The following is a 25,794-nucleotide window of genomic DNA, read 5'->3' on the forward strand; positions in this document are numbered from 1 at the left end:
TTTTTCCGGGGACCGCTCTCCCGGCTGGACCGGCAGGTCCGGGCGGGTTTCAGGCCGTGTTCGGGCTGTCGTGCTCACCGCGTAGGGTTTCCACCGTGGCGCTCGCCCTTTACCGCAAGTACCGGCCGGCGACCTTTGCTGAGGTCGTCGGGCAAGACCACGTCACCGAGCCGCTGCGGACCGCGCTGTCCGCCGGCCGGATCAACCACGCGTACCTGTTCTCCGGGCCGCGCGGTTGCGGCAAGACCTCCAGCGCACGCATCCTCGCCCGCTCGCTGAACTGCGCGCAGGGCCCGACCGCCGACCCGTGCGGCGAATGCGACTCGTGCGTCGCGCTCGCGCCGGAAGGCGGCGGCAGCGTCGACGTCGTCGAACTCGACGCGGCCAGTCACGGTGGCGTCGACGACACCCGCGAGCTGCGCGATCGGGCTTTCTTCGCGCCCGCCCAGTCGCGGTACCGGATCTTCATCATCGACGAGGCCCACATGGTCACCACGCAGGGCTTCAACGCCCTGCTGAAGATCGTCGAGGAACCGCCGGAACACCTGATCTTCGTCTTCGCCACCACCGAACCGGACAAGGTGCTCACCACCATCCGGTCCCGGACCCACCACTACCCGTTCCGGCTGATGCCGCCGGGCGTGATGCGCGAGCTGATCGACCGCATCTGCCGCGACGAAGGCGTGCAGGTCGAGCCCGCGGTGTACCCGCTGGTGATCCGGGCCGGTGGCGGGTCCGCCCGCGACACGCTGAGCGTGCTCGACCAGCTGCTCGCCGGGGCGGGGCCCGACGGCGTCACCTACGAGCGCGCGATGGCGCTGCTGGGGGTCACCGACGTCGCGCTGATCGACGACATGGTCGACGCGCTCGCCGCGGGCGACGGCGCCGCCGTGTACGGCACGGTCGACCGGCTCGTGGAAGCCGGGCACGATCCGCGCCGGTTCGGCTCCGACCTGCTCGACCGGCTGCGCGACCTGGTGCTGCTCAACTCGGTGCCGGACGCCGCGCAGCGCGGACTGGTGGAGGCCACCGGGGACGAGCTCGCCCGGATGCAGAGCCAGGCCGAACAGCTCGGCGCGGCAACGCTTTCCCGGTTCTCCGAGATCGTCCACACCGGACTTTCCGAGATGCGCGGCGCCACCGCGCCCCGGCTGCTGCTCGAACTGCTCTGCGCGCGGATGCTGCTGCCGGCCGCAGCCGACTCGGAAACCGCCCTGCTGCAACGGTTGGAGCGCGTCGAGCGCCGCATGACCATCGCGCCCGGTGAGGGTGCTCCCGACCTCGCTCCGGCCGGGCAGGCTGCTGCGCCAGCGGCGGACGCCGATGCGCGGCCGAAGCGCGTCTTCCAGCGGCCGCACGAGCGCGCAGCGCAGGAGGCAGCCGCGTCGCAGGCGTCGGCGGAGCCACGCCCAGCAGCGGCGGCAGCGCCTGCCGGGGCAGCCCCGGAGCGTGCGACGCCTCCGCAGGAGGCCGAGCCGCGGCCGACCGCCGAGCCGCGCCCCGCGCCTGCGACACCGCCGCAGGCGGCTGAGCAGGCGCCGCGTCCCGCTGCAGCGGCGGCGCCGCGTCCGGCGGCAGCGCCGGCAGCGCCCGCTGGGGCTGCCGAGGTGCGGAGAGTATGGTCGGACGTCCTGCAGGCCGTCGCTAAGCGGAACCGGCCGACGCAGGCGTTGCTGCTCAACGCGACGGTGCAGGACCTCAACGGTGGCACGCTGGTGCTGTCGATGCCGACGTCCGGGCTGGTCAAGCAGCTCGCTCAGCAGCGGCGGCTGGACTTCGTCCGGGACTCGCTGCGTGAGGTGGTCGGCGGCGAATGGGAAGTCCAGTGCGTCGAGGCCGGTGCCGCACCGCCGCCTCCGGCTCGACCTGCCGCGCCCAAGCAGCCGCCGCAGCGCCGGTCGACCCAGCAGAGCGAGTCCAGTGCCCAGCCGTCCAACGGTCAATCCGCGAATCCACAGGTCGGTGGCCAGGCCGCCAACGGTCGGGCGCCCTCTCGGCCGCAGGCGGGTTCGCCCGCGCGCCAGGGTTCGGTGCCGCGTCCGCCGGAGCCGGACGACATCCCGCCGCCGCCCGAGCCTCCGGACGACGAGCCCCCGCCGCCGGACGACGTGCCGCCGCCTCCGGAGCCGCCCAAGCCCCCGGAACCGTCGCGGGCACCGCGTCCGCCGGTCTCCGACGACGAGGAAGACCCGGAGACGATGCTCGCCGAGTCGTCCCCGATGGACGCCGACGTCCAGGTGGGGCCGGACCCCGAAGCGGCGGCGGTGGAACTCTTCGAGCGCGAGCTCGGCGCCCGCCGGATCGACAACTGAGCCCTTCCGCGAAGCGGCACCGTGCTCTCGGCGCCCCCCGGGAAAGGGGCGGCGGTTTCTCGTCCGGCCAGCCGCTCGTCGGGTGAGGTCAGGCTTGTTTTGCCAGGTGGCGGGCCAGGAAGGCCACCGCTCCCGGGTAGGCGTCGAGGCGGTTGGCGCGTTTGGCCAGGCCGTGGCCCTCGTCGTCGTAGACCCGGAGCTCGCACTCCAGGCCCTTGGCCCGGACCGCCGCCGCGATCTGCTCCGCCTCGGACAACGGCACCCGTGGGTCGTTCGCCCCGTGCAGCACGAACAGCGGCGCCGTGATGGATGCGACCTCGGTCAGCGGCGACGCCTCGCGCAGGAATTCGGCATCGGCCGCGAGCGAACCGTATTCGCGCTCGCGGTGCGCGCGCCGGTAGGCGGCGGTCCTCTCCAGGAACGTGACCAGGGACGAGATCCCGACGATGTCGACTCCGGCCGCCCACCGCTCCGGCTGGAACGCCAGCCCGGCGAGCACCATGTACCCGCCGTACGAGCCGCCCCACAGCGCCGCGCGCTTCGGGTCCAGTCCGATCGACGGCAGCCAGTCGTGCAGGTCGCCGAGGTCGGTCACCGACTCCAGCCGGTTGCGCCCATCGTCGGCCGAGTACCAGCGCTTCCCGTAGCCGGTGGAGCCGCGGACGTTGGGCACCAGCACCGTGTGCCCCTGGGCGACGAGGGCCTGGACGATCGGGTTGAACGTCCGCACCGACTGGCTCTCCGGGCCGCCGTGGATGATCAGCACCGCCGAGCCGGCCAGTCGCGGATCGGCCTCGCGCGGCGGGTAGACGAAGCACGGCAGCTGCTCGCCGTCGCGGGTCGGCACCCGGTGCGCGCTCGGCTCGACCGGGCGCTGGCCGCGGAGCTGCTCCGCGGAACCGGTCAGCGACTCGCATTCGCCGGTCGCGGCGTTCATCAGTAGGGCGTCGCCCGGAACCGTTGCGGCGCTGAAGGACAGCGCGACGAACCGCGAGTCCGGTGACCAGGCCGGGGTGGGCAGCGGGAACGCGCACCAGCCGTCGGCGGGCAGCCGGACGGCCCGCAGCAGGTACCCGGTCGCGTCGTGCAGCGCGAGCCGGCTCGCGCCGTCCTCGTTGGCCTGCACGAGCAGCGTCGAACCGTCCGGGGAGAGCCAGCCGGTGAGGTCGTGCTCGTCGGAGGTCACCAGCCACCGACGCGCCCCGGTCCGCGGGTCGAGGTGCGCGATGCCGGTGAGGTCCCGGTCGGCGTTGGTAATGACGACCAGCCCGTCGGGCAGCCAGCCGAGTGGGACGTGCCGGGCCGGCACGTCGCGGCCGGTCAGCGCGAGCACGTGCCCGGGTGCTGTCGTGTCGACCAGGAGGAGCTGGTCGGACATCGGCGGGTCGGCGGGCACCGTCAGCGCCAGGTGGCGGCCGTCCCGCGAGGCCGCCGCCTCCATGACCATGCCGCCACCGTCGTAAGCGACCTGCTCGTCGCCGGTGGCCACGTTGCGGATCACCACGTCGAAGTCCACGCCGTTGCGGCGGTTGGTCGCGTAGACGATCCGGCCGGGCAGGACGTCGAGCAGCCGGTGCACGTGTTCGGGGTCGCGGACCAGCGGCTCCAGGTCGCGCAGCTGCGCCGGGCGGGCGCGCGGTTGGTCCCTGCGCAGCAGCGAGAGCTGGCCGCGCTCGTTGCCGTTGGTGTCGTGCTGCACGACCACGGCGCGCTCGCCGGGGAGGTAGCGGCCGGTCACCGCGCCGGGCAGGGCGGTCAGCGGGGTCTGCTCGCCGTCGGCGAGCTCGACGAGCTGGGTGGAACCGGACTCGTCGGAGCCGGCCAGGACCCGGCCGGTGGCGGACACGTCGAAGGCCCGCCAGCTGGTCAGCTCCAGCAACCGCACGATGTCCAGCGCCATGCGAGCACCATGTCATGCCTCGCCCCCACCGCCCAGGGCTCGCCGCCACCCGCACCGCCAGGCAGCGCGGGCCGCGCATTCTCTAGGCTGGTGGCGTAGCCCGAATTGGGGTACGCGCACGCGTCAGCCGGAGGAGGATCACGTGCAGCCTGGTGGCCAGCCGAACATGCAGCAGATCATGGAACAGGCGCAGAAGATGCAGCAGCAGCTGATGACTGCGCAGCAGGAGCTCGCCGTCGCCGAGGTTACCGGCAGCGCCGGAGGCGGCCTGGTCACCGCGACCGTCAGCGGTGCGGGTGAGCTGAAGGGGCTGTCGATCGACCCGAAGGTGGCCGACCCGGAGGACACCGAGACGCTGGCCGACCTGGTCATCGCGGCGGTCCGCGACGCCAACCGGGCGGCGCAGGAGCTGCAGGCCGAGAAGATGGGTCCGCTCACCGGTGCGCTGGGCGGTGGGGGCCTCGGCGGTCTCAGCCTGCCGGGCATGTGATCACAGTTTCAGCTGGAACCGCGCACCGTCATCGGCGGGGAGTGCGGTTTCAGTTGAAACTGCACCGAATCCCTGGAAACGAGCGATAAGTGTACGAAGGTCCGGTTCAGGATTTGATCGATGAGCTCGGCAGGCTGCCGGGCATCGGTCCGAAGAGCGCGCAGCGCATCGCCTTCCACCTGCTCGCCGCGGAGCCCGCGGACGTGACCCGGCTGCAGGAGGTCCTGCAGAAGGTCAAGGAAGGCGTGGTGTTCTGCGACGTCTGTGGCAACGTCTCGGAGGAGACGACCTGCCGCATCTGCCGGGACGCCCGGCGGGACAGGGCGCTGGTGTGCGTCGTCGAGGAACCCAAGGACGTGCTGGCGGTCGAGCGCACCCGCGAGTTCAAGGGGCGCTACCACGTGCTCGGCGGCGCGCTGGATCCGCTGTCCGGGGTGGGGCCGGACCAGCTGCGGGTGCGCGAGCTGCTGGCCCGCATCGGGCAGGACGACATCACCGAGGTGATCATCGCGACGGACCCGAACACCGAGGGCGAGGCGACCGCGACGTACCTGCTGCGAATGCTGCGGGACTTCCCCGGTCTGACGGTCACGCGGCTGGCGTCCGGCCTGCCGATGGGTGGCGACCTGGAGTTCGCCGACGAGCTGACGCTCGGCCGCGCCCTCTCCGGCCGCCGCGCCATGTGATTCCCGAGCCACGCGCGTTTCTCCTGGTAAATGCTCGGGAGTACTTGGGGTTGTGATAATGACTGTTGAGTTTGGCCCAAAGCACTCACGAGCATTTTGCTGCGGTGACGCCGATTCGGTTAATTTGCGCTGGCCCGGAGTCCCGGCATCGCGACCCGGTCGGGTTGAAGGCGGGCCGCGGGCGGTACCGCCGGAGGTATTCGCCCATCGCCAGAATCGCTCGTGATGGGCGCGAGTTTCCGCAATTTTTAACGGATTTCCCGGCTTGTCCGATAGTTCTTCCGGGTCGTCCAGGCGGCTCAATACCCTCGCCCACGTGGGTGAATGCCCGATAAATCGGGTTTTCCTTAGGCGCGCATAAGTAGCTGGATCGTAACCTCAGGTGCTCCACCCCAACTCCGAATGCGAGTTAGTCTCACGGAACTTTGAGACCTGAGACACACCGAGGTGCTTCCATGAGTAGAGCTCCATCGGCGGGGCCGCGTCGCGGATCAAGCACGCGGCGTCGTGTTGTGACCGCTGGCGTCGCCATCGTCGCGGCGACCTCGCTGGCGGCCTGCGCGCAATCGCAGCGCGAGGCCGGCGGCGGCGGTGAAGGCGGCACGCTCACCTTCGGCGCGGCCGGCGCACCCGACCTGTTCGACCCCTTCTACGCCTCCGACGGCGAGACCTTCCGGGTCACCCGTCAGATCATGGAAGGTCTCGTCGGCTTCAAGCCGGGTTCGTCCGACGTCCAACCGGAGCTCGCCGAGAGCTGGGAGCACAGCCCGGACGGCAAGACCTGGACCTTCAAGCTCCGCCAGGGCGTGAAGTTCCACGACGGCACCGACTTCAACGGCGAAGCGGTGTGCAAGAACTTCCAGCGCATGTTCAACCAGACCGGCGCCGGTCAGAACAACGCGCTGTCCTACTACTGGATCGAGAACTTCGGTGGGTTCGCCGATGGCAAGACCCCGTCGCTGTATCAGGCGTGCGATGCGCCGGACGCGGCCACGGCCGTGGTCCACCTGACCCGCGCCAGCTCGAAGTTCCCGGACATCCTCGGGCTGCCGTCGTTCAGCATGCAGTCGCCGACCGCGATGGACCAGTACCAGGCCAACAACGTGCAGGCGCAGGGCGACAGCTTCGTGTACCCGGAGTACGCCAAGGCACACCCGACCGGCACCGGCCCGTTCAAGTTCGCGTCCTACGACGAGAGCAACGGCACCATCAAGCTGGTCCGCAACGAGGAGTACTGGGGCGAGAAGGCCAAGCTCAACGAGCTGATCTTCCGCATCATCCCGGACGAGACGGTGCGCAAGCAGGAGTTGGAGTCGGGTGCCATCGACGGCTACGACTACCCCAACGCCGCCGACCTCAAGGCGCTGCGCGACGCAGGCAACAACGTCCAGGTCCGCGACCCGTTCAACATCATGTACCTGGGCATCACCCAGAAAAACAACCCGACGCTGCAGAACCTGAAGGTGCGGCAGGCGCTGGCGTACGCGGTGGACCGGGAGACGCTGGTCAAGTCGAACCTGCCGGAAGGCGCCACGGTGGCCACCCAGTTCTACCCGAAGACGGTGGACGGCTACGCGGAGGACATCCAGCAGTACTCGCACGACCCGGCGAAGGCCAGGCAGCTGCTCGCCGAGGCGGGCGTGCCGAACCTGACGTTGAACTTCTACTGGCCCACCGAGGTGACCCGGCCGTACATGCCGGACCCGCAGGGCATCTACAACGCCCTCGCCGAGGACTTGCGCGAGGCGGGCTTCACCATCAACCCGGTGAGCAAGCCGTGGAACGGCGGCTACATCGACGACGTGGACAACGCCAAGGCCGATATCTTCCTGCTCGGCTGGACCGGCGACTACAACACGCCGGACAACTTCATCGGCACCTTCTTCGGCACGCCGGCCAACCGCTTCTACACCGCGGCCTCGCCGTGGGGCGAGGAGCTGGCAGCGCAGCTGAAGGCCGCCGACGGAGAGCCGGATGAGGCCAAGCGCAACCAGATGTACCAGGACATCAACCGGAAGCTGATGTCCGAGTACCTGCCCGCCGTGCCGCTGTCGCACTCGCCGCCGGCGATCGTGACCAGCCCGCGGGTGCACGGGTTGCAGACGTCGCCGTTGACCGCCGAGGAGTTCGCGTCGGTGAGCGTCTCGGAGAAGTGAGTTGACGATTTCGCGCGAAATCGGCGTGGCTCTCGCATGGGGGCCGTCGGTTTCGCGCGAAATCGGCGTGGCTTCCGCATGGGGGCCGTCGGTTTCGCGCGAAATCGCGCGCTCACGTCCGGACTGACGAAACGGGGGTTTCGTGGTGCTCCGCTTCACGATCCGACGGCTCGCGCAGCTGGCGCTGGTCGTCGTTGTGCTGTCGATGCTGCTGTTCGCCTGGCTGCGGATGTTGCCCGGCGGCCCGGTGTCAGCGCTGCTGGGGGACCGCGCCACGCCGGAGGCGCGCGCCAGGCTCGAGGCCGATCTCGGCCTGGACCAACCGATCTTCGTGCAGTATTGGCGCTTCCTGGGGCGCGCCATCACCGGTGACTTCGGCACGTCGACCGGCGTGCAGCGCGGGTCGCCGGCGCTGGAGGTGTTCCTGACCCGCTTCCCGGCCACGCTGGAGCTGTCGATCCTGGCGCTGCTGCTAGCGGTCGCGGTCGGCATCCCGCTGGGCTACCTGGCGGCCCGCAAGCGCGGCAGCTGGCTGGATAACGTGAGCATCACCTGGTCGCTGATCGGTGTTGCGGTGCCGGTGTTCTTCCTGGCGTTCCTGCTGAAGTTCGTGTTCGCCATCCAGCTGGGCGCGCTGCCGGCCTCCGGCCGCCAGGACGTCGGGCTGAACGCGACGCGGGTAACCGGCTTCTACATCCTCGACGGGCTCCTGACCCGCGAGTTCGACGCCGCGTGGAACTCGTTCGTGCACCTGATCCTGCCGGCCATTGCGCTGTCCACCATCCCGTTCGCGGTGATCTTCCGGATCACCCGGGCCGCGGTGTTGGACGTGATGGACGAGGACTACGTGCGCACCGCGCGGGCGAAGGGCCTGACGGGCATGGTGATCCGGCGTCGGCACATCCTGCACAACGCGATGCTGCCGGTGGTGACGACGATCGGCCTGCAGACCGGCGCGCTGCTGGCCGGGGCGGTGCTGACCGAGCGGGTGTTCAACATCGCGGGGGTCGGCCAGGCGGTGGCGATCGGGTTCCAGCGCAAGGACTTCCCGGTGCTGCAAGTGGTGATCCTGGCGTCCGCGATGGTGTACGTCCTGGTCAACCTGATAGTCGACCTCTCGTACGCGTTGATCGACCCACGACTGCGGACACGGTGAGGTCATGGTGCTGAAAACGCAGCGCAAGGAACGGATCGACGCGCTGGCGGAGACGGCGTCGGACGCCGGGGTGAGCCTGGCCGCGTCGGCGTGGCGGCGGCTGAAGCGCAACCCGGTGTTCGTGGTCGGCGCGGTGATCATCGCCGCGTTCGTGCTGCTGGCGCTGCTCGCGCCGGTGCTGGCCCCGCACGACCCGGCGCAACGCCTGCTGGAGCAGCAGGTTTCTCGCGCGGACAACACGATCCCGCCGCCGCAGGAGGGTTTCCCGCTCGGCGGCGACCAGTACGGCCGGGACCTGTTCTCCCGGCTGCTGCTGGGCTCCCAGCAGACGCTGCTGGTCGCCGTGCTGGCCACCGTGATCGGGCTCGGCGGCGGCCTGGTGCTGGGCATCCTGGCCGGCGCGTTCGGCGGCTGGGTCGACGCGGTGGTCATGCGGATCGCGGACGTGATGCTGTCGGTGCCGTCGCTGCTGCTGGCGGTGTCGATCGGCGCGTTGTTCGCGCAGCAGACCCAGTTCACCGTGATCCTGGCGGTGGCGATCGTGCAGGTGCCGATCTTCGGGCGGTTGCTGCGGGGCACGATGCTGGCGCAACGGGCCAGCGATCACGTGCTGGCCGCGCGGGCACTGGGCGTGAAGGAGAGCGCGATCGTGTTCCGGCACATGCTGCCGAACGCGCTCGGCCCGGTCATCGTGCAGGCCACCCTGGTGCTGGCGGTGGCGATCATCGACGCGGCGGCGCTGTCCTTCCTGGGACTGGGCGCGGCCGACGACTCGGTGCCGGAATGGGGGCAGATGCTCGGCGGCGCGCAGAACATCATCGACTCGCACCCGCAGCTGGCGTTCTGGCCGGCCGGTTGCATCATCCTGGTCGCGCTCGGGTTCACGCTGGCCGGCGAATCGTTGCGGGACGCCTTGGACCCCAAGCGCCGGCGCTAGAGGTGAGGAAACTAATGGCACTGCTGGAAGTTCGCGACCTCTCGGTGGTCTTCGCCCGCAAGGGCGAGCCGCCGGTCACCGCCGTGGACGGCATCTCCTTCGACGTCGATCCGGGCCGCACCGTCGGCCTGGTCGGCGAGTCGGGATGCGGGAAGTCTGTCACCTCGCTGGCGATCATGGGCCTGCTGCCGAGCACCGGGGCGGAGGTTTCCGGTTCGGTCAACTTCGACGGCACCGACCTGCTGCAGCTGCCCCGGCGCGAGCTGGACCAGCGCCGCGGCCGCGACCTGAGCATGGTTTTCCAGGACCCGCTGACCTCGCTGAACCCGGTTGTGCCGATCGGCCTGCAGGTGTCGGAGGTCGTCGAGCGGCACCGCGGGCTGCCGCGCAAGGAGGCGATGCCGGAGGCCGAGGACCTGCTGCGGCGGGTGGGGATCCCGGACCCGAGGCGGCGGTTGAAGGAGTATCCCCACCAGCTCTCCGGCGGCATGCGGCAGCGCGCGCTGATCGCGATGGCGCTGGCCTGCAAGCCGCGGCTGCTCATCGCCGACGAGCCGACCACCGCGCTGGACGTGACGATCCAGGCGCAGATCCTGCAGCTGCTGGCCGAGCTGGTCACCGAGACCGAGACCGCGCTGATCATGATCACGCACGACCTGGGCGTGGTGGCCGGGCTCTGCGACGAGGTGAACGTGCTTTACGCGGGCCGGGTGGTGGAGCGGGCCGCGCGGCACGTGTTGTTCGCCCGGCCCCGGCACCCCTACACGGCGGGCCTGCTGGCCTCGATCCCGCGGCTGGATTCGCCACGCGGCCTGCGGCTGTCGCCGATCAAGGGTTCGATCAGCGACAACATCCCGTGGGACGCCGGTTGCGCTTTCTGCCCGCGCTGCCCGAACGCGAAGGAGATCTGCGAGCAGCAGACCCCGGACGTGAGCATCGATGTCGGTGCGCGGCTGCTGCGCTGCCACAACCCGATGCGCGAGACGATGTCGACCCCGGTGGAGGCGTCATGAGCTCTCCCCTCCCGCCGCACACCGCTGGTTCTGCCGCAATTTCAATGGAAATCGGACCTTCGATTTCCATTGAAATTGCGGCGGGGGCACCGGCGCGACACGACCAGACCATGCACCTGTTGACCGCATCGGATGCCGGTGCCCGGCGCCGGACCCTGGAGGCGTCATGACCGAAACCCCGGAAACTGTGGGGAATTCCCGGGAAGTGCTCGTCGACATCGACCAGGTCGAGGTGCACTTCCCGATCAAGCGCGGCGTGGTGCTGGACCGCACGGTCGGCCACGTGTACGCCGTCGACGGGGTGTCGCTGCGCATCGAAGGCGGCGAAACCTACGGCTTGGTCGGGGAATCCGGCTGCGGCAAGTCGACGCTGGGGCGCGCGGTGCTGCGGCTGGAGAAGCCGACCGGGGGCCGGGTGGTGTTCGACGGCGTCGACCTGTCCGGGATGAAGGGCGAGCAGCTGCGCCGGATGCGCCGCCGGATGCAGATGGTCTTCCAGGACCCGCTGTCGTCCCTGGATCCCCGGCAGTCGGTGCAGTCGCTGCTGGTCGAGGGCATGCGGGCGCACGGGATGGACACCGGCCGGGCAGCCACCGACAAGCGGCTGCGCGAGCTGCTGTCGGCCGTGGGCCTGCCGTCGACCTCGCTGCGCAAGTACCCGCACGAGTTCTCCGGCGGCCAGCGGCAGCGCATCGGCATCGCCCGGGCGCTGTCGGTTGGGCCGGACCTGGTGGTGGCCGACGAGCCGGTGTCCGCGCTGGACGTGTCGGTGCAGGCGCAGGTGCTGAACCTGCTTGAGGACCTGCAGGCCGAGTTCGGGTTGACGTACCTGGTGATCGCGCACGACCTCGCGGTGGTGCGGCACATCGCCGACCGGGTCGGGGTGATGTACCTCGGCGGCATCGTGGAGGAGTCCACATCGGACGAGCTGTACGAGGAGCCGCTGCACCCGTACTCGAAGGCGCTGCTCTCGGCGGTCCCGGTACCGGATCCGACGGTGGAGGACGAGCGCGAGCAGATCCTGCTCTCCGGCGATCTGCCGTCGCCGGCCGCGCCGCCGTCGGGCTGCCGCTTCCACACCAGGTGCCCGTGGCGGCAGTCGACCCGGTGCGACACGGAGCGGCCGGAGCTGCGGGAGCTGAAGCCGGGACACCGGGTGGCGTGCCACTACGCCGAGGACATCCGCGACGGCCGCCTGAGGCCGCACGAGGTGCCGGCCGAGGCGGTGAATCCGGCGGACTTCGGCGACCTCGACGTCACCTCGGCCCACCCGGCCTGAGCGCGATTTCCATCGAAATCGGACCTTCGATTTCCATTGAAATCGCGCGTTGTCTGCTGCCGCCGGGGTCCGAACATCTAGGTTTGCAAGATCGCTAGGTCCGGTCGAACGGAGGCAGTGGGTGAGGTACAGCAGTGCTGCGCGGTGCTCCGCGTGCGAGCACCGGGCGATCCTGGAGCGGGCGACCGCGGAACGCCTGATGACCGAGACCGACCGGCTCCTGGTGCCCTACGACTGCCCGGAGGGCAACGGCATCCACGTCTGCAACCCGGACTTCGAACGCGGCCCAACCCGTTAGGGCTGGTCAGGGCCGTGAGTGTTTCTGGGTGTTATAGCACCCAAAAGTGCTCACGGACGGTGACCAGCCCACCGAGCCGGCATCGGCCGTGTCGGCGTCGTTGGGCTCGAATCTGGCCGCGGGACTGATGATGGCCAGTGACCTGGCGCAAATGTTGATCTTCTGCGCATTACTTCGGGGCGTGATCGCGGGCCCAGCGGCAGATCGCCGCCACCTCTTCGGCGTGGGAGGGGAGGGTGTCGTCGGCTATGCCGACCACCGGGATGTGGGCTTCTCGCGCCACATCGGACGGACGGCGCAGGAACCCCTTCTCGTGCACACCGGTGCTGCCGGGGCCCGGCGTGCCCTCGGCGAGGTGTCCGGTGGTGCGGGCGTAGCGGGTGAGGACGCGGGGCTTGCGCAGGTCGCGGTCCGCGCCGTACCACTGCTGGCTCAGCGGGAAGATCGCCGACAGCGCGTCCCACCAGCCCTCCGTCGCCAGCACCAGCTCGGGGTGGCGGCGGCGCAGCTCGTCGGCCATCCGGCGGTATCCGTCGATCACCTCGTAGCGCGGGTCGTTGAACCAGTAGCCCAGGGTGTCCAGGAAGGCCGCGTCGACGCCGAAATCTCGCACCAGCGCCGAGATCGACGTCACCAGGTGGGCGCGGAACTCCGGCTCGGCCGGGTTTAGGAACACCTGGTCGCCCTCGCCGACCCGGTCGCTGTCCCAGTCCGGCCGGTTCAGCAGCTCCACGTAGCGGTTGGTGTCGTTGCGCAGCACCGACTGCTCCCATACCGGGTACTCGAGCACGTTCGCGCCGTGCCCGCCGAACATCGGCATCAGCCGCACGCCCAGCTGCCGCGCGGTGTGCGCGAGCGCGGCGAATCCCTCGGCGCCGCCCAGGTCTTCGCCGGGCCGGTACCGCGGGTAGGCGTAGTAGTAGCGGCCTTCCCAGCCGGGCAGGTAGGCCAGCACGCGGTGCGGGTCGATGTGCTGGGCGACGAACCGCAGCGCCTCGGCCATCTGCGCGAACGTGTTGAATACGTAACCCGTCCAGTGCTGCCCGTGCAGGGTCACCACCAGCGCGGTCTGCCGCAGCCACTCCGGCACGTCCTTGCGGGACGACCACGGCACCAGGTTCTGCGCACCCTCCACGAAGGACAGATGTTCGTCCAGGTCAGCGTCGGCGCTGTGCTCGGTGGTGCCCAGTCGCAGCCGGATCGACGGAACCCGGCAGGTGGTCGAGCGCGCGGTGGCCGAGGGCACGTGCACTAGCTCCGCGATCGGGCCCGGCGCGTATGGCGGCTGGTGGACGTGCAGGATCTTCCGCCGCACCAGCGGATCGCGGACGCTTAGCGCCAGCCCGTTCGGTTCGTCCCCGGCCGCCACCCACGGCGTCGCCCAGTCCGAGCCGGGGTACTCCAACTGGAATCGCTGGCCGTTGACGCCGTGCGCCCAGCCGCGACCGGTGTTCGGCGCCCACCAACCGGCCCGCAGCTGGTGCGCAGGCAGGCCACGCAGCAGGAGCTTCACCGCCTTCACCGGCTCGTCGTGGCGCACCGTGATCGACCACTCCAGCACGCCGGCCGTGCGGGTCACCTCGATGTCGGCCTCACCGGCCTCGACCGGCACCTGCTGCCCGAGCCGCGCGTACCGGTCGGCGTGCACGTGGATGCGGTCGCCCTCGCGGACGTGCGTCCGCTCGATGTCCATGCCGTAGCCGTTGGCCGTGGTGAACACTTGCAGCGCCCACTCCACCCCGGCCGCGCCGGGAACGGGGAAGTAGGGGTCTTGGGGATCGAAGCTCAGGTCGGTGTCGATGAGGGCCACGACGTCGCCTCCGGTACCTCGGCACCGCGGGCCAGGTAGCCCGCGGCTCGATCCAGCAGCGCGGCGAGGTCATCGGCTTCGTCGGCGGTGAAGACCAGCGTGTCACCAGGGGGCAGCACCACCGCGACCCGATCGCCCACCACCAGCACCGTCATGGTGCCCGAACCCAACGGTGCGATGCACGGGATTCGCCAGCGGAGCTTCTCGGTCGGATCCTCGGTCGGCCACATGTCCACCTCAACACTGCTGAACTTTGGTGCCTGACGTAACCCGGTGATCCGCCCATCATCAAGCCCCGTAGACCGAACGAGTGATCAAAGACGGGGACTCGGCTGGGAAGGAACGACCAGGAAACGGAGGCGAGCAAGGGCGGAAAGCAGGGATCGCGGAGTCGAACATACGTAAATCGGGGATCCCGCAGTCCAGTCGGCGCCTGAGGTTCCGCTACCCCGCACCGCTACGCAAGAAGAGCCTGGAACCACCAGGACACCCTGGAACCACCAGAAACCAGGGGGAGGGGCCGTGCCCCGACGTTTCCCAGTCCTACGGCCGCTCCCCCTGATCCTCTGTTCCCCAGGGGCGTCGCCTGGCGTCCCGCGACGGTGTCAATGGTGCCGATTAGGAGGAAGGCGCAATACCATCTTTGGTCGAGTGTGTTCACCGTACCGGGCGCTGCTCTTCGGCCCAGCGGATTGCGATTCCGGCGTACTCCGCTCACCGGTTCGGCGCTTCCGGGGTGCCGTCCGCCGGGTCGGCGTAGCCGTACTCATGGCCTGCGACCTGGTACAACTCCGCGTAGCGGGCCAGTCGGTCGCGATCGAGCAGGACTCCGATGCCCGGCCGGTCCGGTACCCGCAGCCTGCCACCCGGATAGGGCAAGGGGCCGCCCTCGACGACGTCGTCGGCGAGCAGCCGGCCGTAGGACTGGTTGGCGCAGCGGAATCCCGGCGTCGCGGCGATCAGGTGGGCCGCGGCGTACGTCGCCACCCCGAGCTCGCCGAGGCTCTGTTTGACGACCGGGAGGCCCGCCGCCTCGCAGATCCCGGCGGAGCGCTTCAGGTTCAGCAGGCTGCCGTCCAGCATGTTGTCCACCGAGATCGCGTCGGCCGCACCCTGCCGGATCACGTTCAGCTGGTCGTAGCGGGTCCGCGACGCTTCGTCGGCAAGCAGCGGCACCCCGGCGCGGGCGCGCAGCCGGGCCATCTCGGGAAGGTTCCGGCCGGACACCGGTTGTTCGGCGAACTCGATGTCATATGGCTCCAGTGCGCGCAGGACCCGCAGCGCCGCCGCAGGGGACCAGGACTCGTTGGCGTCGATCCGCAGCGACGGCCCGGCGCCGAGGCCGTCGCGGATCGCGGCGACCCGTTCGACGTCGGTGGCCTGGTCCGCGTCGCCGACCTTCACGTAGAAGCTCTCGAAGCCGGCCGCCGCGCCCCGGGCGGCCTGCTCCCGCATCCACTCCGGGGTGCCGTGCGGGACGTAGTGCAGGTATTCGACCTCCTCGCGCAGCGGGCCGCCGAGGAGGTTGACCAGCGGCTGGTCGCAGGCCTTGCCGACGATGTCCCAGCAGGCCATGTCGATGGCGGCCATCGCGGGGCTGGTGGTGCCCACGTGGTGCCAGGTGCCGACGATGTCGATCAGCTTCGCGATCCGCTCGGTGCGGAACGGGTCCTCTCCGATGGCGAACCGCTCTACCGAGCGCAGCACGGCGAGCACGATCTCGGCCGACGGGTACGCCGGGGCCTCGCCGAGGCCGGTGATGCCTTCGTCGGTGTCGATCTCGATCAGCACGCTGACCAGGCCGCGCCGACTTCCGTAGGCCCACTTCTCGTCGGTGTTGAACGGCACGGCGACCGGGATGCTGCGGATGCCGATTATGCGCAAAACGCCCTCCCCCCAGGGCGTCGTGAGCGGCTCGGAGCTGCGCCCGCTCGCGACTGTTGTGTGGTTACCGTCACATCAACCTTCGTGCTGCGCCAAAGATGGACATGCCTTCCTCGGCCGTCGATGGCGCCAAGCGCGATTCGCATACGTACCCTGACCGGGGGCCGGTCGGCCCAGACGACCGCGACGCGTTCTCGAATCGAAATGGGCGTTCATGATCGAGTGGCTGGACACGATCCCACCCGGGGTGATCTACCTCGTGGTCGGATTGATCATCGGGCTGGAAAGCGTGGGGATCCCGCTGCCCGGCGAGATCATGCTCGTCAGTGCCGGCGTCGCGGCCTCGCAGGGCGTCGTCAATCCGGTCGTGCTCGGCGCGATCGCCGCGAGCGGCGCGATCATCGGTGACTCGATCGGCTACGCGGTCGGCAAGCGCTACGGGCGCACGCTGCTGGGTTGGCTGGGGCGCAAGCTGCCGAAGCACTTCGGGCCGAAACCGGTGCGCCAGGCGGAACGGGCGTTCGACCGCTACGGCGCTTGGGCGGTGTTCGGCGGCCGGTTCGTGGCGCTGCTGCGCATCCTCGCAGGTCCGCTGGCGGGCATCCTCGGCATGAGGTACCGCAAGTTCCTGATCGCGAACGCAACGGGCGGCATCGCGTGGGCGGGCACGGTGACGACGCTGGCCTACGTCTTCGGCGTGGTGGCCGGGCAGTGGTTCCACCGGTTCTCGTGGGTCGCCCTCATCGTCACCGTCGTCGCCGGCTGGCTGATCGTGCACGTGTTGCGCCGCCGCGCGGAGAAGGCCGACGAAGCCGAGGATCTGGAAGAAGCGGAGAAGCCGGAAGGATCCGGAGAACCACCGGTCGAGGCCGAACGCACCGAACCCGAAACCGACGCTCCAGTGCGCTGAGCTGCCAATTTCGCGAGAAATTGCACAAAGCCAGGATGACGCTACTGCTGACACTCCGTAATCTACTGCTGCCGTTCCGCAGGCGGAGTGCAATTTCGCGAGAAATTGGCGTTCACCCGGGTGACGGTCGATTTCTCGCGAAATTGCGCATCCCCTGGGTGAGAAGCGAACGGCCCGTTCGCCCCGATCGACGGGGTGAACGGGCCGTTCGCGCCTGCGTAGGTCAGCGGTTGGCGCGGTTCACCGCGGACACCACTGCGCGCAGCATCGCGGTGATCGTCGAGGTGTCGACGCCGGCGCCCCAGTAGATCTTGTCGCCCACCGCGCACTCCAGGTAGGCCGCGGCCCGCGCGTCGTCACCGGCCGTGAGCGCGTGCTCGTGGTAGTCCATGACCCGCACGTCGTAGCCGATGCTGCTCAGCGCGTCGACGAAGGCCGATACCGGGCCGTTGCCGTTGCCGGTGATCTCCTGCTCCTCGCCGTCCACGACCACGGTCGCGGTGATGCTCTCGTTGCCGTTCTCGCCTGCCGCCCGCTGCCGGACCAGCTTCAGCGGCGCGGTGGCCTCCAGGTACTCGCTGGAGAACGCCGACCACATCGCCGTCGGGCTGACCTCGCCGCCCTCGGAGTCGGTGTGCGCCTGCACCACCTTGGAGAACTCGATCTGCAGCTTGCGCGGCAGGTCCAGCTGGTGCTCGGTCTTCATGATGTAGGCGACGCCGCCCTTGCCGGACTGCGAGTTGACCCGGATCACGGCCTCGTAGGTGCGGCCCACGTCCTTCGGGTCGATCGGCAGGTACGGCACCTCCCACGGGTAGTCGTCCACGCCGGTCCCGGCCTTGTTCGCCTCGTCGCGCAGCGCGTCCAGGCCCTTGTTGATGGCGTCCTGATGGCTGCCGGAGAAGGCCGTGTAGACCAGTTCGCCGCCCCACGGATGCCGCTCCGGCACTGGCAGCTGGTTGCAGTGCTCGACGGTGCGCTTGACGTAGTCGATGTCGGAGAAGTCGATCTGCGGGTCGATGCCCTGGCTGAACAGGTTCATGCCCAGCGCCACCAGGTCGACGTTGCCGGTGCGCTCGCCGTTGCCGAACAGGCAGCCCTCGATGCGGTCCGCGCCGGCCTGGTAGCCCAGCTCGGCGGCGGCAATGCCGGTGCCGCGGTCGTTGTGCGGGTGCAGCGACATGATCACCGAGTCGCGGCGGGCCAGGTTCCGGTGCATCCACTCGATGGAGTCGGCGTAGACGTTCGGGGTGGCCATCTCGACGGTGGCGGGCAGGTTCAGGATCACCGGCCGCTCCGGGGTGGGCTGCCAGATCTCGGTGACCGCGTCGCACACCTCGGCGGCGTAGGACAGCTCGGTGCCGGTATAGGACTCAGGCGAGTACTGGAAGCGGAAGTCGGTGTCGGAGTACTTGCCGGCCAGTTCGAGGGTCAGCTCGGCGGCCATCGTCGCGATCTTCTTGATGCCCTCGCGCTCCTCCCGGAACACCACGCGGCGCTGCAGGATCGAGGTCGAGTTGTAGATGTGCACGATCGCCCGCGGCGCGCCTTCCAGCGACTGGAAGGTCCGCTCGATCAGCTCCGGGCGGCACTGGGTCAGCACCTGGATGCGGACGTCCTCGGGGATCGCGCCGTCCTCGATGATCTCCCGGACGAAGTCGTAGTCGGTCTGGCTGGCGGCCGGGAAGCCGACCTCGATCTCCTTGAAGCCCATCTGCACGAGCAGGTCGAACATGCGGCGCTTGCGGGCCGGCGACATCGGGTCGATCAGTGCCTGGTTGCCGTCGCGCAGGTCGACCGCGCACCACAGCGGGGCCTTGGTGATGCGGTTGTCCGGCCAGGTCCGGTCGGGCAGCGATACTTTCTCGACCAGCTCGTGGAACGGGCGGTAGCGGTGGTAGGGCATGGCGCTGCCCAGCTGCGTGTTCCACGGAGCCTGATCGGCGGGCGCTGGCCGGGACGGCTTGCGCACCTTGCCGACGAACGGGGCTTGGGCGTCGGGGGTGTTGCTGCTCATGCGAGTGGTTCTCCTGCTCGGTTACCGGGTCTGGACCGACGACCGGCACGTTCGAACCCCGCGACGAGGGGCCGGTCTATGAGACCCCGTCGCGGCGGCGAAGCAGGAGAACGCGAGCCACGGCCCTAGGCTAACCGCAGTAGTGGCCCGAAATGCAAGCGGGACGTCCAGATGGTGGGAAATGACACGTGGTGATCAGGGGAATCCCGGCAGCACACCGCGTGTCCGCCGGTTTCGGGCGATTTCTGACTTCCCGATCTCCGCGCCTGGCAAAGTGGTCGGAGGATCAAGGGGAGGGGCGGTCGGATGGCGGCGAAGAAGGGGCGGTCCGCGGTCGCGGCGCTGATCAACGGCGCGGGATTCCTGTTCGCCGCGCTGCTGGTGCTGCACATCGTGTTCGTGGTGACCGGTTTCCCGGCGGAGAACGGGTTGGCGCAATCCGTGGCGCAGGCGGCCGAGCCGCTGGCGTTGTTCTTCCCCGGTCTGGTGCAGGCGCCGGGCGAGGTGCTGCAGGTGCTCCTCGACTACGGCCTGGCGGCGGTTTTCTGGGTGCTGGTGGGCGGGGTGCTGGCTCGTGTGTTCGGCTGACCCCTCCGGTCGTGCCAAACTGGAGATCGTGGCGGATGACGTGAGCACGGAAGCGCAGGAGGGCGGCGTGCGTCGCGCTGACCTGCGACGGGCGCGGGCCCGTGTGGTCGGTGTGCTCGTCAACGTGGTCCGGTGGGCGGGCAACCTCGGTGCCGCGCTGCTCGTGATCCACGTGGTGTTCACCGTCGCCGGCGCCAACCCGGACAACGGCATCACCCAGTTCGTGGCGTCCTGCGCGGAGACGCTGGCGCTGGGTTTCCAGGACCTGTTCATGCCGGACGACCCAACGCTCGCGGTGGCGGTCAACTACGGCGTGGCGTCGCTGTTCTGGCTGATCGCCACGTCGATGGCCGTGCGGATCCTCCACGCCCTCGCCTGAAGGTCCACTTCGGACTTCTACTGGAATCTCTTCAGGGAAAGATCCGTGAGCGGTTTTTGGCGCTATAAGCCCAAAAACCGCTCACGGACCCACCCCGCTCCCGGCACCGTCACTCAGAACGAGCCTGGATGCAGTCCCGGGTGTGATCGAACCCAAGGTGTGACGCCGATGGCGTTCTGCGGTGCCGTGGCAGTTGCCGCGTGACAATCGGAAGCATCCTCAATGCCGCTCGGTGTGGAGCGCGCTGGTCCCCCCGTCACCGAAGGGATGTGCGTGTGACGACCGAAGCGCTCCCCAGGCTCGTGCTGCCGCAGTGGTTGCCGCGGCTGCTGCGCCCGATACCGATTCCCGCCGACTGGACGCGGGCGTGCGCGGCGAGCATCGGCGTGGGTGCCCCGCAGGTCGTGGGCCTGCTCACGGGCCGGATCGACGAGGCCGTGCTGGCATCGGTCGGCGCGCTGTGCGCGAGTTTCTCGGACCTGACCGGCTCGTACCGGTACCGGCTGCTCCGGGTGGGCCTGGCCGCGATCCTCGGCGCGCTCGGGTTCGCGGCCGGAGCCGCCGCGCCGGGGCCGTGGTGGGCGGCGGCGATCGTGCTCGCAGTGGCGGTTCCATCGGTCCTGTCCAGCCGGATGGGCGACCTGTGGTCGTCCGGCGGCGCGCACATGCTGACGTTCTGCGTGGTTGCGACCGGGGAGAAGTCGACGCTGCCGCTCGGCGCGCAGGTCTGGTGGTTCTTCGCCGGTGAACTGCTGGTGCTCGCGATCATCGCGGCCACCTGGCCGTTCCGCGGCACGGCCCCGGCGCGCGGCGCGGTCGCGGCGATCTTCGAGACCACGCTGCGCATGTTCGACTCGCCGATCACCGCGAGGCAGGAGCTGACGAAGGCGCTCGACAACGCGCACGACGTGCTCGTGGGCGGAGGTTCGATGTCACGCAGCCGGGTGCGCGACCGCCTCTACCTCGTCTACACGTACGCCACGCCGATCGTCGAGGCGTCGGTTTCCTTGGCGCACGCGGGAAAGCAGCCGCCCGAGCGTGCCCGCGAAGCGCTGCGAACGCTGGCGCGTTGCATGCGCACGGGCGACGTCCCGCCGCCCTACCAGCCAGGCGTGGACGAGTCGCCGCTGGTGCGCGCACTCGACCTGGGCATCGCGGAACTGATCGCCGCGTTCCGGCGCACGAAGCATCCGCAGGTGTCCGGCGAACACCACGAGCGGCTCCGGCTGACCTTCGGCCGCTCCACCTGGGTCCAGGTCTGCCGGATGCTGCTGTGTCTGGCGCTCGCGGAGGGGCTCGGGCTGGCGACGGGCATGGCCGAGCCGTACTGGATAGCCCTGACCGTCGCGCTCGTGCTGAAGCCGAACTCCGGCTCGGTGCTCGCCAGGGTCCTGCTGCGCGCGGTCGGCACCATCATCGGCGTGCTCATCGCGTTCGCGCTGATCGCCCTGGTGCCGGCCGGCTGGTGGCTGCTGCCGTTCATCGTCGCCCTTGCCGCCAAGCTGCCCGTCGCGCTCAGCCGCCACTACGGCCTGTTCAGCGCGGTCGTGACGGCGCTGGTCCTGCTGCAGATGAGCCAGAACCAGCAGTTCTTGCCCGCGGCCAGGCTGGTGGACACGGTCGTCGGCTGCGGGATCGTCCTGGTCGTCGGCTTCCTGCTGCGCCCGCTGAACCGGGGTCCGGCGCTGCCGGGCCGGTTCGCGGACGCGGTGGAGGCGGTCTCGGAGTACGTGTCCCAGTCGCTGGCCGGAGTCCACCACGGCCGCTCGGCGCTGCGCCGCCGCACCTACCGCCAGCTGGCGGATCTCCGCGCAGCCCTCCAACAGCAGCTGATGGACCCGACGGCAGCGGCGGAGGCCGAACGTTGGTGGCCGGCAATCATCCTCCTGGAGCGGGTGGTCGACGCCGCCACGGAGAAGGCCGTGCGGAACGAACCCCACGACCTCCAAGAAGCCCAACGCCTGGTGTCGACGATGCGCACCACGACCCGCCAACTCCGCACGACCCAGGTACCTCCCGCGGAACTCCGCGAAGAACTGGAACGGATCTACACCGGCGTCGGCTCGTGAGCGGCCGAAGTGGAACGGGCAGTGCGTGCCGCCCAATCCGATGGCGGTGCCGCGTTCGAACCGGAAGCCGTGCTCGCCCGGGTCGATAGCGTCGAAGAGGTTGGAAGTCGAGTTTCGCAGTTTCGTGGTCGTCTTTGTGCGTGGTGGCTGGGCGTTGTCAGGGGTGGAGGCTGGGGCCTGCGTAGAGAATGAAGGTGTGGTCGATGCCTTGTTCCGGGGTGCCGGTTTTGGGCCCGAAGCTGGTAGGTAGCTCGGATTCGGTGTAGCGGTCTTTGCTGGCCAGGTAGATTCCGATGGCCCAGCGGTCGGCTGATCCCTGGTAGCGCAGGCGCAGGATCGGTGTGGGGTCATGGTCGCCGGGTAGGACGGCGCTTGCAGAACTGTCCACGGTGGCGCACGACGGGCTCGCCGAGGTCGGGCCAGCCGCGGGTGACGTGCGCGGTGATCCGCTGGGTGACGGCGGTGCGGGTGAGCTCGCTGGGTGTGTCAGGCACGACCCGCTGCTGCTGGCCGCCGGACAACTTCGCTGGCCGCGCATCCGCGTGGCCGCCGATCCCGAGCCGTGCCAGCACGTCGCGGACGGCCGAGTCCGCGATCCGCCGGGACGCGAGTTCCGCGGGCAGTGTGACGTTCTGCCGGACGGTCAGCGTCGGAAGCTCGCGGGCCTGCCACGCGCGGGCCTACCGGGAGCGGGTTGCGGAGAAGCAGCAAGAGGGCTCCGAGCCGCCGGACGAAGCTGGGCCCGTGCTCACCGTGGAGCGCATCGTGGCCGCCGCGATCGCATTGGCGGACCGGGACGGTGTGCTGGGCTCTCGATGCGGCGCACGGCTGCCGAGCTCGGCGTCGGTGCGATGTCGCTGTACCGCTACGTTCCCGGCAAGGAGGAACTCGGCGGGTTGATGATCGACGAGGTGTTCGGGGAGCGCCCGCTGCCTGAGCCCGGACCGCCCGGCTGGCGGGCGAAGCTCGAACTGTCGGCGCAGCACGAATGGGAGATCTACGTCGAGCACCCCTGGGTGCCGCAGCTGTTCGCGCTGACGACCCGGCCGCCGATCGCGCCCCGGATGATGGCCTACACGGACTGGCGGATGCGAGCCGTCGACGGGATCGGCCTCGACTTCGAGACCATGGTCCGGGCGGCGATCATGGTCTCGGTGCACACGCAAAGCGGGGCGCTCCCCCTGGCGTGCGAGATGCACGCGAAGGACACCCGGGAGCACTGGCTGGGCATGCGGAGCGCGAAGCTCCAGGAGGTCTTCGACGCGGGTGAGCCGACGATGATCGCCCGCTTCGGCGCCGAATCCGTCCAGGCCTCGGAACCGGCCAGCATCTTCGAGTTCGGCCTCCAGCCCCTGCTCGACGGTGTCGCCGAATTGATCCCGGAGTGAGTTAATCCCGCTTCTCCGCAACGCGTTTGGCTTCGCATCCAGGAGCTCGCAGATCGAGTTGGCCGTTTGGCCTTTCGTTGCCCAGGGCAGTGCTCCCGGCGGTGCGGGGCTCCGATCTTGGCTGGAACCGGAAGGCTCCGCCGATTTCGCAGGTCCCGATCCCGCAGGTCCCGATCCCGCAGGTCCCGGGGCTGCCGGGCATCGGCCGCTCCTGTTGTGGCGGGCGGAACCCCCGCGGTTCAGGCGATTTCGTGGAGGGTCGTGTGGAGTTGTTCGGTGGCTTCCCAGATGTCCACGTAGCGGAGCCAGGACGGGGCGAAGCTCAGGCGGAGCAGGTCCGGTTCGGCGTAGTCCACCAGCACGTCGCGGACGAACAGCGCGTCCGCGATCCGCTGGGCCCGGTCGTGCCGGAAGGTGATCTGCGCGCTTCGGCTCAGTTCTTCGGACGAGGTCGCGACCTCGATCTGCGCGTCCGAGCAGAAGTCGCCCAGCCGCTCCAGGAAGAAGTCCACCAGGCCGGCAGTCTTGGCCGCCAGCGCCCTCGGCGACACACCATCCAAAATGGACAGACCGGCGCGCAGCTCGGCCACTGAGAAGCTGGAGCCGGAGCCCGCGAACCCGCCGGCCAGCGGGTGCAGCACGCCGCCCGTGTCGCAGGTGCCCGTCGAGAACGCGTCGCGGTGCCGGCCGGCGACGAAGCAGTACGACGGCGCCCCCGCGCCGCCGCCGAGGTACCGGTGGCCGCAGCCGATGGCGAAATCCGCGTCCCAGCTGTGCAGATCAACGTCCAGCGCCCCGGCCGAACCGCTCAGCTCCCACAGCGCCAGCGAGCCGTGCCCGTGGATCTCGGCGGTGAGAGCGGCGGCGTCGCGCACGCCTCCGAACCGCTCGTCGGTGTGCGACGCGGCGACCACCGCCACCTCGTCCCACGGCAGCAGGTCCAGTTCGTCCCTGCTGCGGAGCAGGTGTAGCCGGCCGCCGATGAATTCGGCGGCGGACCGCGCCAGCCAGCAGTCGGCGGGGAAGCAGTCTTTGCCCACCGCGAGGACCGGCCGGTCCGGGCGCAGCCGGGCCGCCGCGAGCAGCGACTTGAACAGGTTTATGGACGTCGTCTCGGCAACGGTGATCTCGCTCGGTGCGGCACCGATCAGCGGCGCGAGCGCGGCCGCAGCGCCCCGGGCCTCCCCGCGCCAGTCGGATTCCCCGCGCGGGCGCCCGGTTTGCTGCTCCCAGCGGTGCTCGACGAACCGGCGCAGCCGGGCAGGAGTGGTGCGCGGCAGCGGTCCGCCGCTGTTGCCGTCGAGATGGATCAGGCCCGGCGGCAGGTCGTAGCGGACGCGCAGGCCGGCGAGCGGGTCGGCCCGATCGAGCGCCTCCGCCGTCGGCCTGGTGCTAGTCCACACGAGTGAAGTAATACCGCATTACCCGGCGGTAGGTAACGGGTGGCGGGGTCGCCGCCGAACATCGGCCCAGGTCATGGTGCTCTCGGCGCAGCGTTTTGCGCCGTTTAGCAGGGTTCGGCCGAAGTCCTGCCGATCACGAGCTCGACCGGCACCAGCTGGTGCCGCGGTTCCGGTGGCCGCCCGTCGACCAGGCCGAGCAGCGTGCGCACCGCCGACACCCCGGCGTCATCGGCCGGGACGTGCAGCGTCGTGGCGTCTGGCACGGCGAGGCCGAGCTCCGCCAGATCGTCGGCGCAGCAAACGCTGAGCTGGTCCGGAACCCGCACGCCGAGCGTGGCGAGCTGGTACATCAGGCCCAGGAAAAGGGCGCTGTTGTACGCGACGGCAGGCCGCGCATCCGCCGGTCGACCAGCACCAGCGGCACGTCCGCGGCGCCGAACAGCGAGGCCGGGCCGCGCGGGGTGATGGCCACGACCCGGCGAGCCATGCGAGCCACCGCGGAAGCGGTGCTAGCCGACGACGGCGGCGTCGCGGTCGCCCATGCCGGAGGAGTGGCGGCGCGACTGCCGCTGGCCGTTGGAGGCGTCATGTCGGCGGAGCCGACGGCGAACGTCGTGGCCGGCAGCCGCCGAGTGCGCGAAGCGCTCGAGGCGTGGGGGTGGCGGCACGCGAACCCGTTCATGAGCGTGTCGACGCTGACCCTCGCGGTCTCGCCCAGCGTCAAGATCACCGACCTCGGCCTGGTCGACGTGCTCGCCCGGGATGGACCCCCCAAGTCCTCGACTGCTGCCACTGACCGGCGAATTTTCCTTCACTCATCACTGGGATCGGGTGGCGGCCGCGTTGGCCCCGGTCGATGACGGCCATGTGCTCCTCGGGCCACTCGCTGCGGGCGCGCCATGCCCACCAGCACGCGCCAGATCCGCGACGCCGTCGCGGCTGCTCACCGTGCCCACCATGGCGCTTGGCGCACATCCGGGACATCCGGTCGGAAACGCCCTCGAGCGCCAGCTGCGTCCGATCGCCGACGATCTCGTAGCGCACCTCGTCGAGGACTGCGTGCACATCATCCCGCTCAACCGCCCCCCAAGCCCTAACGTCCCTCCTGGTCCCCTTCCT

The 25,794-nt window shown here is 69.9% G+C and carries 24 protein-coding genes and 1 pseudogene; 16 read left to right on the forward strand and 9 right to left on the reverse strand.

From position 1 onward, the window contains the following. Window positions 1–95 precede the first annotated feature (95 nt). Window positions 96–2,312: a DNA polymerase III subunit gamma and tau gene (locus tag ACRXBZ_RS21035; RefSeq protein WP_433880544.1), complete on the forward strand. Its 2,217-nt coding sequence runs from the start codon at window positions 96–98 to the stop codon at window positions 2,310–2,312. A gap of 88 nt (window positions 2,313–2,400) precedes the next feature. On the opposite strand, the gene ACRXBZ_RS21040 is transcribed toward ACRXBZ_RS21035, so the two are convergent. Further along, window positions 2,401–4,212: an alpha/beta fold hydrolase gene (locus ACRXBZ_RS21040; protein ID WP_433880545.1), complete on the reverse strand. Its 1,812-nt coding sequence runs from the start codon at window positions 4,210–4,212 to the stop codon at window positions 2,401–2,403. A gap of 166 nt (window positions 4,213–4,378) precedes the next feature. Between ACRXBZ_RS21040 and ACRXBZ_RS21045 the strand changes: the two genes are divergently transcribed. From ACRXBZ_RS21045 to ACRXBZ_RS21080, 8 genes are all read left to right on the forward strand, one after another. Then, the gene (locus tag ACRXBZ_RS21045) at window positions 4,379–4,702 is read left to right on the forward strand and encodes a YbaB/EbfC family nucleoid-associated protein (protein ID WP_433883933.1); all 324 of its coding nucleotides are present in this window, start codon (window positions 4,379–4,381) and stop codon (window positions 4,700–4,702) included. A gap of 89 nt (window positions 4,703–4,791) precedes the next feature. Then, window positions 4,792–5,388: a recombination mediator RecR gene (gene recR / locus ACRXBZ_RS21050; RefSeq protein ID WP_168586131.1), complete on the forward strand. Its 597-nt coding sequence runs from the start codon at window positions 4,792–4,794 to the stop codon at window positions 5,386–5,388. A gap of 455 nt (window positions 5,389–5,843) precedes the next feature. Next, the gene (locus tag ACRXBZ_RS21055; protein WP_433880546.1) at window positions 5,844–7,544 is read left to right on the forward strand and encodes an ABC transporter substrate-binding protein; all 1,701 of its coding nucleotides are present in this window, start codon (window positions 5,844–5,846) and stop codon (window positions 7,542–7,544) included. A gap of 145 nt (window positions 7,545–7,689) precedes the next feature. Beyond that, the gene (locus ACRXBZ_RS21060; RefSeq protein WP_433880547.1) at window positions 7,690–8,700 is read left to right on the forward strand and encodes an ABC transporter permease; all 1,011 of its coding nucleotides are present in this window, start codon (window positions 7,690–7,692) and stop codon (window positions 8,698–8,700) included. 4 nt (window positions 8,701–8,704) lie between these two features. Beyond that, on the forward strand, window positions 8,705–9,637 hold the full coding sequence (locus ACRXBZ_RS21065; protein WP_190819501.1) for an ABC transporter permease: 933 nt from the start codon (window positions 8,705–8,707) through the stop codon (window positions 9,635–9,637). Window positions 9,638–9,651: 14 nt separating this feature from the next. Continuing rightward, the gene (locus ACRXBZ_RS21070; RefSeq protein WP_433880548.1) at window positions 9,652–10,650 is read left to right on the forward strand and encodes an ABC transporter ATP-binding protein; all 999 of its coding nucleotides are present in this window, start codon (window positions 9,652–9,654) and stop codon (window positions 10,648–10,650) included. Window positions 10,651–10,816: 166 nt separating this feature from the next. Further along, the gene (locus ACRXBZ_RS21075; RefSeq protein WP_433880549.1) at window positions 10,817–11,929 is read left to right on the forward strand and encodes an ABC transporter ATP-binding protein; all 1,113 of its coding nucleotides are present in this window, start codon (window positions 10,817–10,819) and stop codon (window positions 11,927–11,929) included. A 121-nt stretch (window positions 11,930–12,050) separates the two neighbouring features. Beyond that, window positions 12,051–12,227 (forward strand): hypothetical protein, encoded by a 177-nt coding sequence (locus ACRXBZ_RS21080; protein ID WP_168586137.1) that lies wholly within the window; start codon window positions 12,051–12,053, stop codon window positions 12,225–12,227. Window positions 12,228–12,396: 169 nt separating this feature from the next. Here ACRXBZ_RS21080 and ACRXBZ_RS21085 read toward each other — a convergent pair whose 3' ends face one another. The 3 genes from ACRXBZ_RS21085 to ACRXBZ_RS21095 form a co-directional block, all read right to left on the reverse strand. After that, on the reverse strand, window positions 12,397–14,037 hold the full coding sequence (locus ACRXBZ_RS21085) for an alpha-amylase family protein (RefSeq protein ID WP_433880550.1): 1,641 nt from the start codon (window positions 14,035–14,037) through the stop codon (window positions 12,397–12,399). Further along, window positions 14,013–14,267, reverse strand: coding sequence for a hypothetical protein (locus ACRXBZ_RS21090; protein WP_223839672.1), 255 nt, complete (start codon window positions 14,265–14,267; stop codon window positions 14,013–14,015). Before ACRXBZ_RS21090 ends, ACRXBZ_RS21085 begins: the two co-directional genes overlap by 25 nt. A 484-nt stretch (window positions 14,268–14,751) precedes the next feature. Beyond that, entirely contained in the window at window positions 14,752–15,921 is a 1,170-nt protein-coding gene (locus ACRXBZ_RS21095; RefSeq protein ID WP_433880551.1) for a mandelate racemase/muconate lactonizing enzyme family protein, read from the reverse strand. A 214-nt stretch (window positions 15,922–16,135) separates the two neighbouring features. Between ACRXBZ_RS21095 and ACRXBZ_RS21100 the strand changes: the two genes are divergently transcribed. Further along, a complete protein-coding gene (locus tag ACRXBZ_RS21100; protein WP_433880552.1) occupies window positions 16,136–16,831 on the forward strand; it encodes a DedA family protein in 696 nt (231 codons plus the stop codon). Between the two features lie 223 nt (window positions 16,832–17,054). Here the strand turns inward: ACRXBZ_RS21100 and leuA are convergent, their stop codons facing one another. After that, a complete protein-coding gene (gene leuA / locus ACRXBZ_RS21105) occupies window positions 17,055–18,848 on the reverse strand; it encodes a 2-isopropylmalate synthase (protein WP_433880553.1) in 1,794 nt (597 codons plus the stop codon). Window positions 18,849–19,154: 306 nt separating this feature from the next. Between leuA and ACRXBZ_RS21110 the strand changes: the two genes are divergently transcribed. From ACRXBZ_RS21110 to ACRXBZ_RS21120, 3 genes are all read left to right on the forward strand, one after another. After that, on the forward strand, window positions 19,155–19,436 hold the full coding sequence (locus tag ACRXBZ_RS21110) for a hypothetical protein (protein ID WP_190819482.1): 282 nt from the start codon (window positions 19,155–19,157) through the stop codon (window positions 19,434–19,436). Window positions 19,437–19,476: 40 nt separating this feature from the next. Then, window positions 19,477–19,815: a hypothetical protein gene (locus ACRXBZ_RS21115; RefSeq protein ID WP_246868984.1), complete on the forward strand. Its 339-nt coding sequence runs from the start codon at window positions 19,477–19,479 to the stop codon at window positions 19,813–19,815. A 275-nt stretch (window positions 19,816–20,090) separates the two neighbouring features. After that, a complete protein-coding gene (locus tag ACRXBZ_RS21120; protein WP_433880554.1) occupies window positions 20,091–21,884 on the forward strand; it encodes an FUSC family protein in 1,794 nt (597 codons plus the stop codon). Between the two features lie 157 nt (window positions 21,885–22,041). On the opposite strand, the gene ACRXBZ_RS21125 is transcribed toward ACRXBZ_RS21120, so the two are convergent. Continuing rightward, entirely contained in the window at window positions 22,042–22,272 is a 231-nt protein-coding gene (locus ACRXBZ_RS21125; RefSeq protein ID WP_433880555.1) for a hypothetical protein, read from the reverse strand. A gap of 53 nt (window positions 22,273–22,325) precedes the next feature. On the opposite strand from ACRXBZ_RS21125, the gene ACRXBZ_RS21130 reads away from it, so the two are divergent. Beyond that, window positions 22,326–22,784, forward strand: coding sequence for a hypothetical protein (locus ACRXBZ_RS21130; protein WP_433880556.1), 459 nt, complete (start codon window positions 22,326–22,328; stop codon window positions 22,782–22,784). Further along, window positions 22,700–23,272 carry a TetR/AcrR family transcriptional regulator gene (locus tag ACRXBZ_RS21135; protein WP_433880557.1) on the forward strand — a complete coding sequence of 191 codons (573 nt, stop codon included), beginning with the start codon at window positions 22,700–22,702 and terminating at the stop codon, window positions 23,270–23,272. Before ACRXBZ_RS21130 ends, ACRXBZ_RS21135 begins: the two co-directional genes overlap by 85 nt. 239 nt (window positions 23,273–23,511) lie before the next feature. On the opposite strand, the gene ACRXBZ_RS21140 is transcribed toward ACRXBZ_RS21135, so the two are convergent. From ACRXBZ_RS21140 to ACRXBZ_RS21150, 3 genes and pseudogenes are all read right to left on the reverse strand, one after another. Next, window positions 23,512–23,784, reverse strand: a complete 273-nt coding sequence (locus ACRXBZ_RS21140; protein ID WP_433883934.1) for a kynureninase/PvdN C-terminal domain-containing protein — start codon at window positions 23,782–23,784, stop codon at window positions 23,512–23,514. 995 nt (window positions 23,785–24,779) lie between these two features. Then, window positions 24,780–25,040, reverse strand: a pseudogene (locus tag ACRXBZ_RS21145) (substrate-binding domain-containing protein); the annotation flags it as partial. After that, window positions 25,025–25,162, reverse strand: coding sequence for a hypothetical protein (locus ACRXBZ_RS21150; protein ID WP_433880558.1), 138 nt, complete (start codon window positions 25,160–25,162; stop codon window positions 25,025–25,027). The gene ACRXBZ_RS21150 and the pseudogene ACRXBZ_RS21145, both read right to left, overlap by 16 nt. On the opposite strand from ACRXBZ_RS21150, the gene ACRXBZ_RS21155 reads away from it, so the two are divergent. Then, a complete protein-coding gene (locus ACRXBZ_RS21155; RefSeq protein ID WP_433880559.1) occupies window positions 25,161–25,535 on the forward strand; it encodes an adenine deaminase C-terminal domain-containing protein in 375 nt (124 codons plus the stop codon). The genes ACRXBZ_RS21150 and ACRXBZ_RS21155 overlap by 2 nt on opposite strands. Window positions 25,536–25,794: the final 259 nt, after the last annotated feature.

This window comes from Saccharopolyspora hattusasensis (assembly GCF_050972075.1).
GTDB classification, from domain to species: Bacteria; Actinomycetota; Actinomycetes; order Mycobacteriales; family Pseudonocardiaceae; genus Saccharopolyspora; species Saccharopolyspora hattusasensis.

Excerpts from the sequence above, each read along its gene's own strand:
- ACRXBZ_RS21040 (WP_433880545.1), bottom strand. The coding sequence starts at position 4,212 with ATGGCGCTGGACATCGTGCGGTTGCTGGAGCTGACCAGCTGGCGGGCC.
- ACRXBZ_RS21045 (WP_433883933.1), top strand. The coding sequence starts at position 4,379 with ATGCAGCAGATCATGGAACAGGCGCAGAAGATGCAGCAGCAGCTGATG.
- ACRXBZ_RS21055 (WP_433880546.1), top strand. The coding sequence starts at position 5,844 with ATGAGTAGAGCTCCATCGGCGGGGCCGCGTCGCGGATCAAGCACGCGG.
- ACRXBZ_RS21065 (WP_190819501.1), top strand. The coding sequence starts at position 8,705 with ATGGTGCTGAAAACGCAGCGCAAGGAACGGATCGACGCGCTGGCGGAG.
- ACRXBZ_RS21070 (WP_433880548.1), top strand. The coding sequence starts at position 9,652 with ATGGCACTGCTGGAAGTTCGCGACCTCTCGGTGGTCTTCGCCCGCAAG.
- ACRXBZ_RS21075 (WP_433880549.1), top strand. The coding sequence starts at position 10,817 with ATGACCGAAACCCCGGAAACTGTGGGGAATTCCCGGGAAGTGCTCGTC.
- ACRXBZ_RS21090 (WP_223839672.1), bottom strand. The coding sequence starts at position 14,267 with ATGTGGCCGACCGAGGATCCGACCGAGAAGCTCCGCTGGCGAATCCCG.
- ACRXBZ_RS21100 (WP_433880552.1), top strand. The coding sequence starts at position 16,136 with ATGATCGAGTGGCTGGACACGATCCCACCCGGGGTGATCTACCTCGTG.
- leuA (WP_433880553.1), bottom strand. The coding sequence starts at position 18,848 with ATGAGCAGCAACACCCCCGACGCCCAAGCCCCGTTCGTCGGCAAGGTG.
- ACRXBZ_RS21110 (WP_190819482.1), top strand. The coding sequence starts at position 19,155 with ATGGCGGCGAAGAAGGGGCGGTCCGCGGTCGCGGCGCTGATCAACGGC.
- ACRXBZ_RS21135 (WP_433880557.1), top strand. The coding sequence starts at position 22,700 with ATGCGGCGCACGGCTGCCGAGCTCGGCGTCGGTGCGATGTCGCTGTAC.
- ACRXBZ_RS21155 (WP_433880559.1), top strand. The coding sequence starts at position 25,161 with ATGCGAGCCACCGCGGAAGCGGTGCTAGCCGACGACGGCGGCGTCGCG.
- ACRXBZ_RS21150 (WP_433880558.1), bottom strand. The coding sequence starts at position 25,162 with ATGGCTCGCCGGGTCGTGGCCATCACCCCGCGCGGCCCGGCCTCGCTG.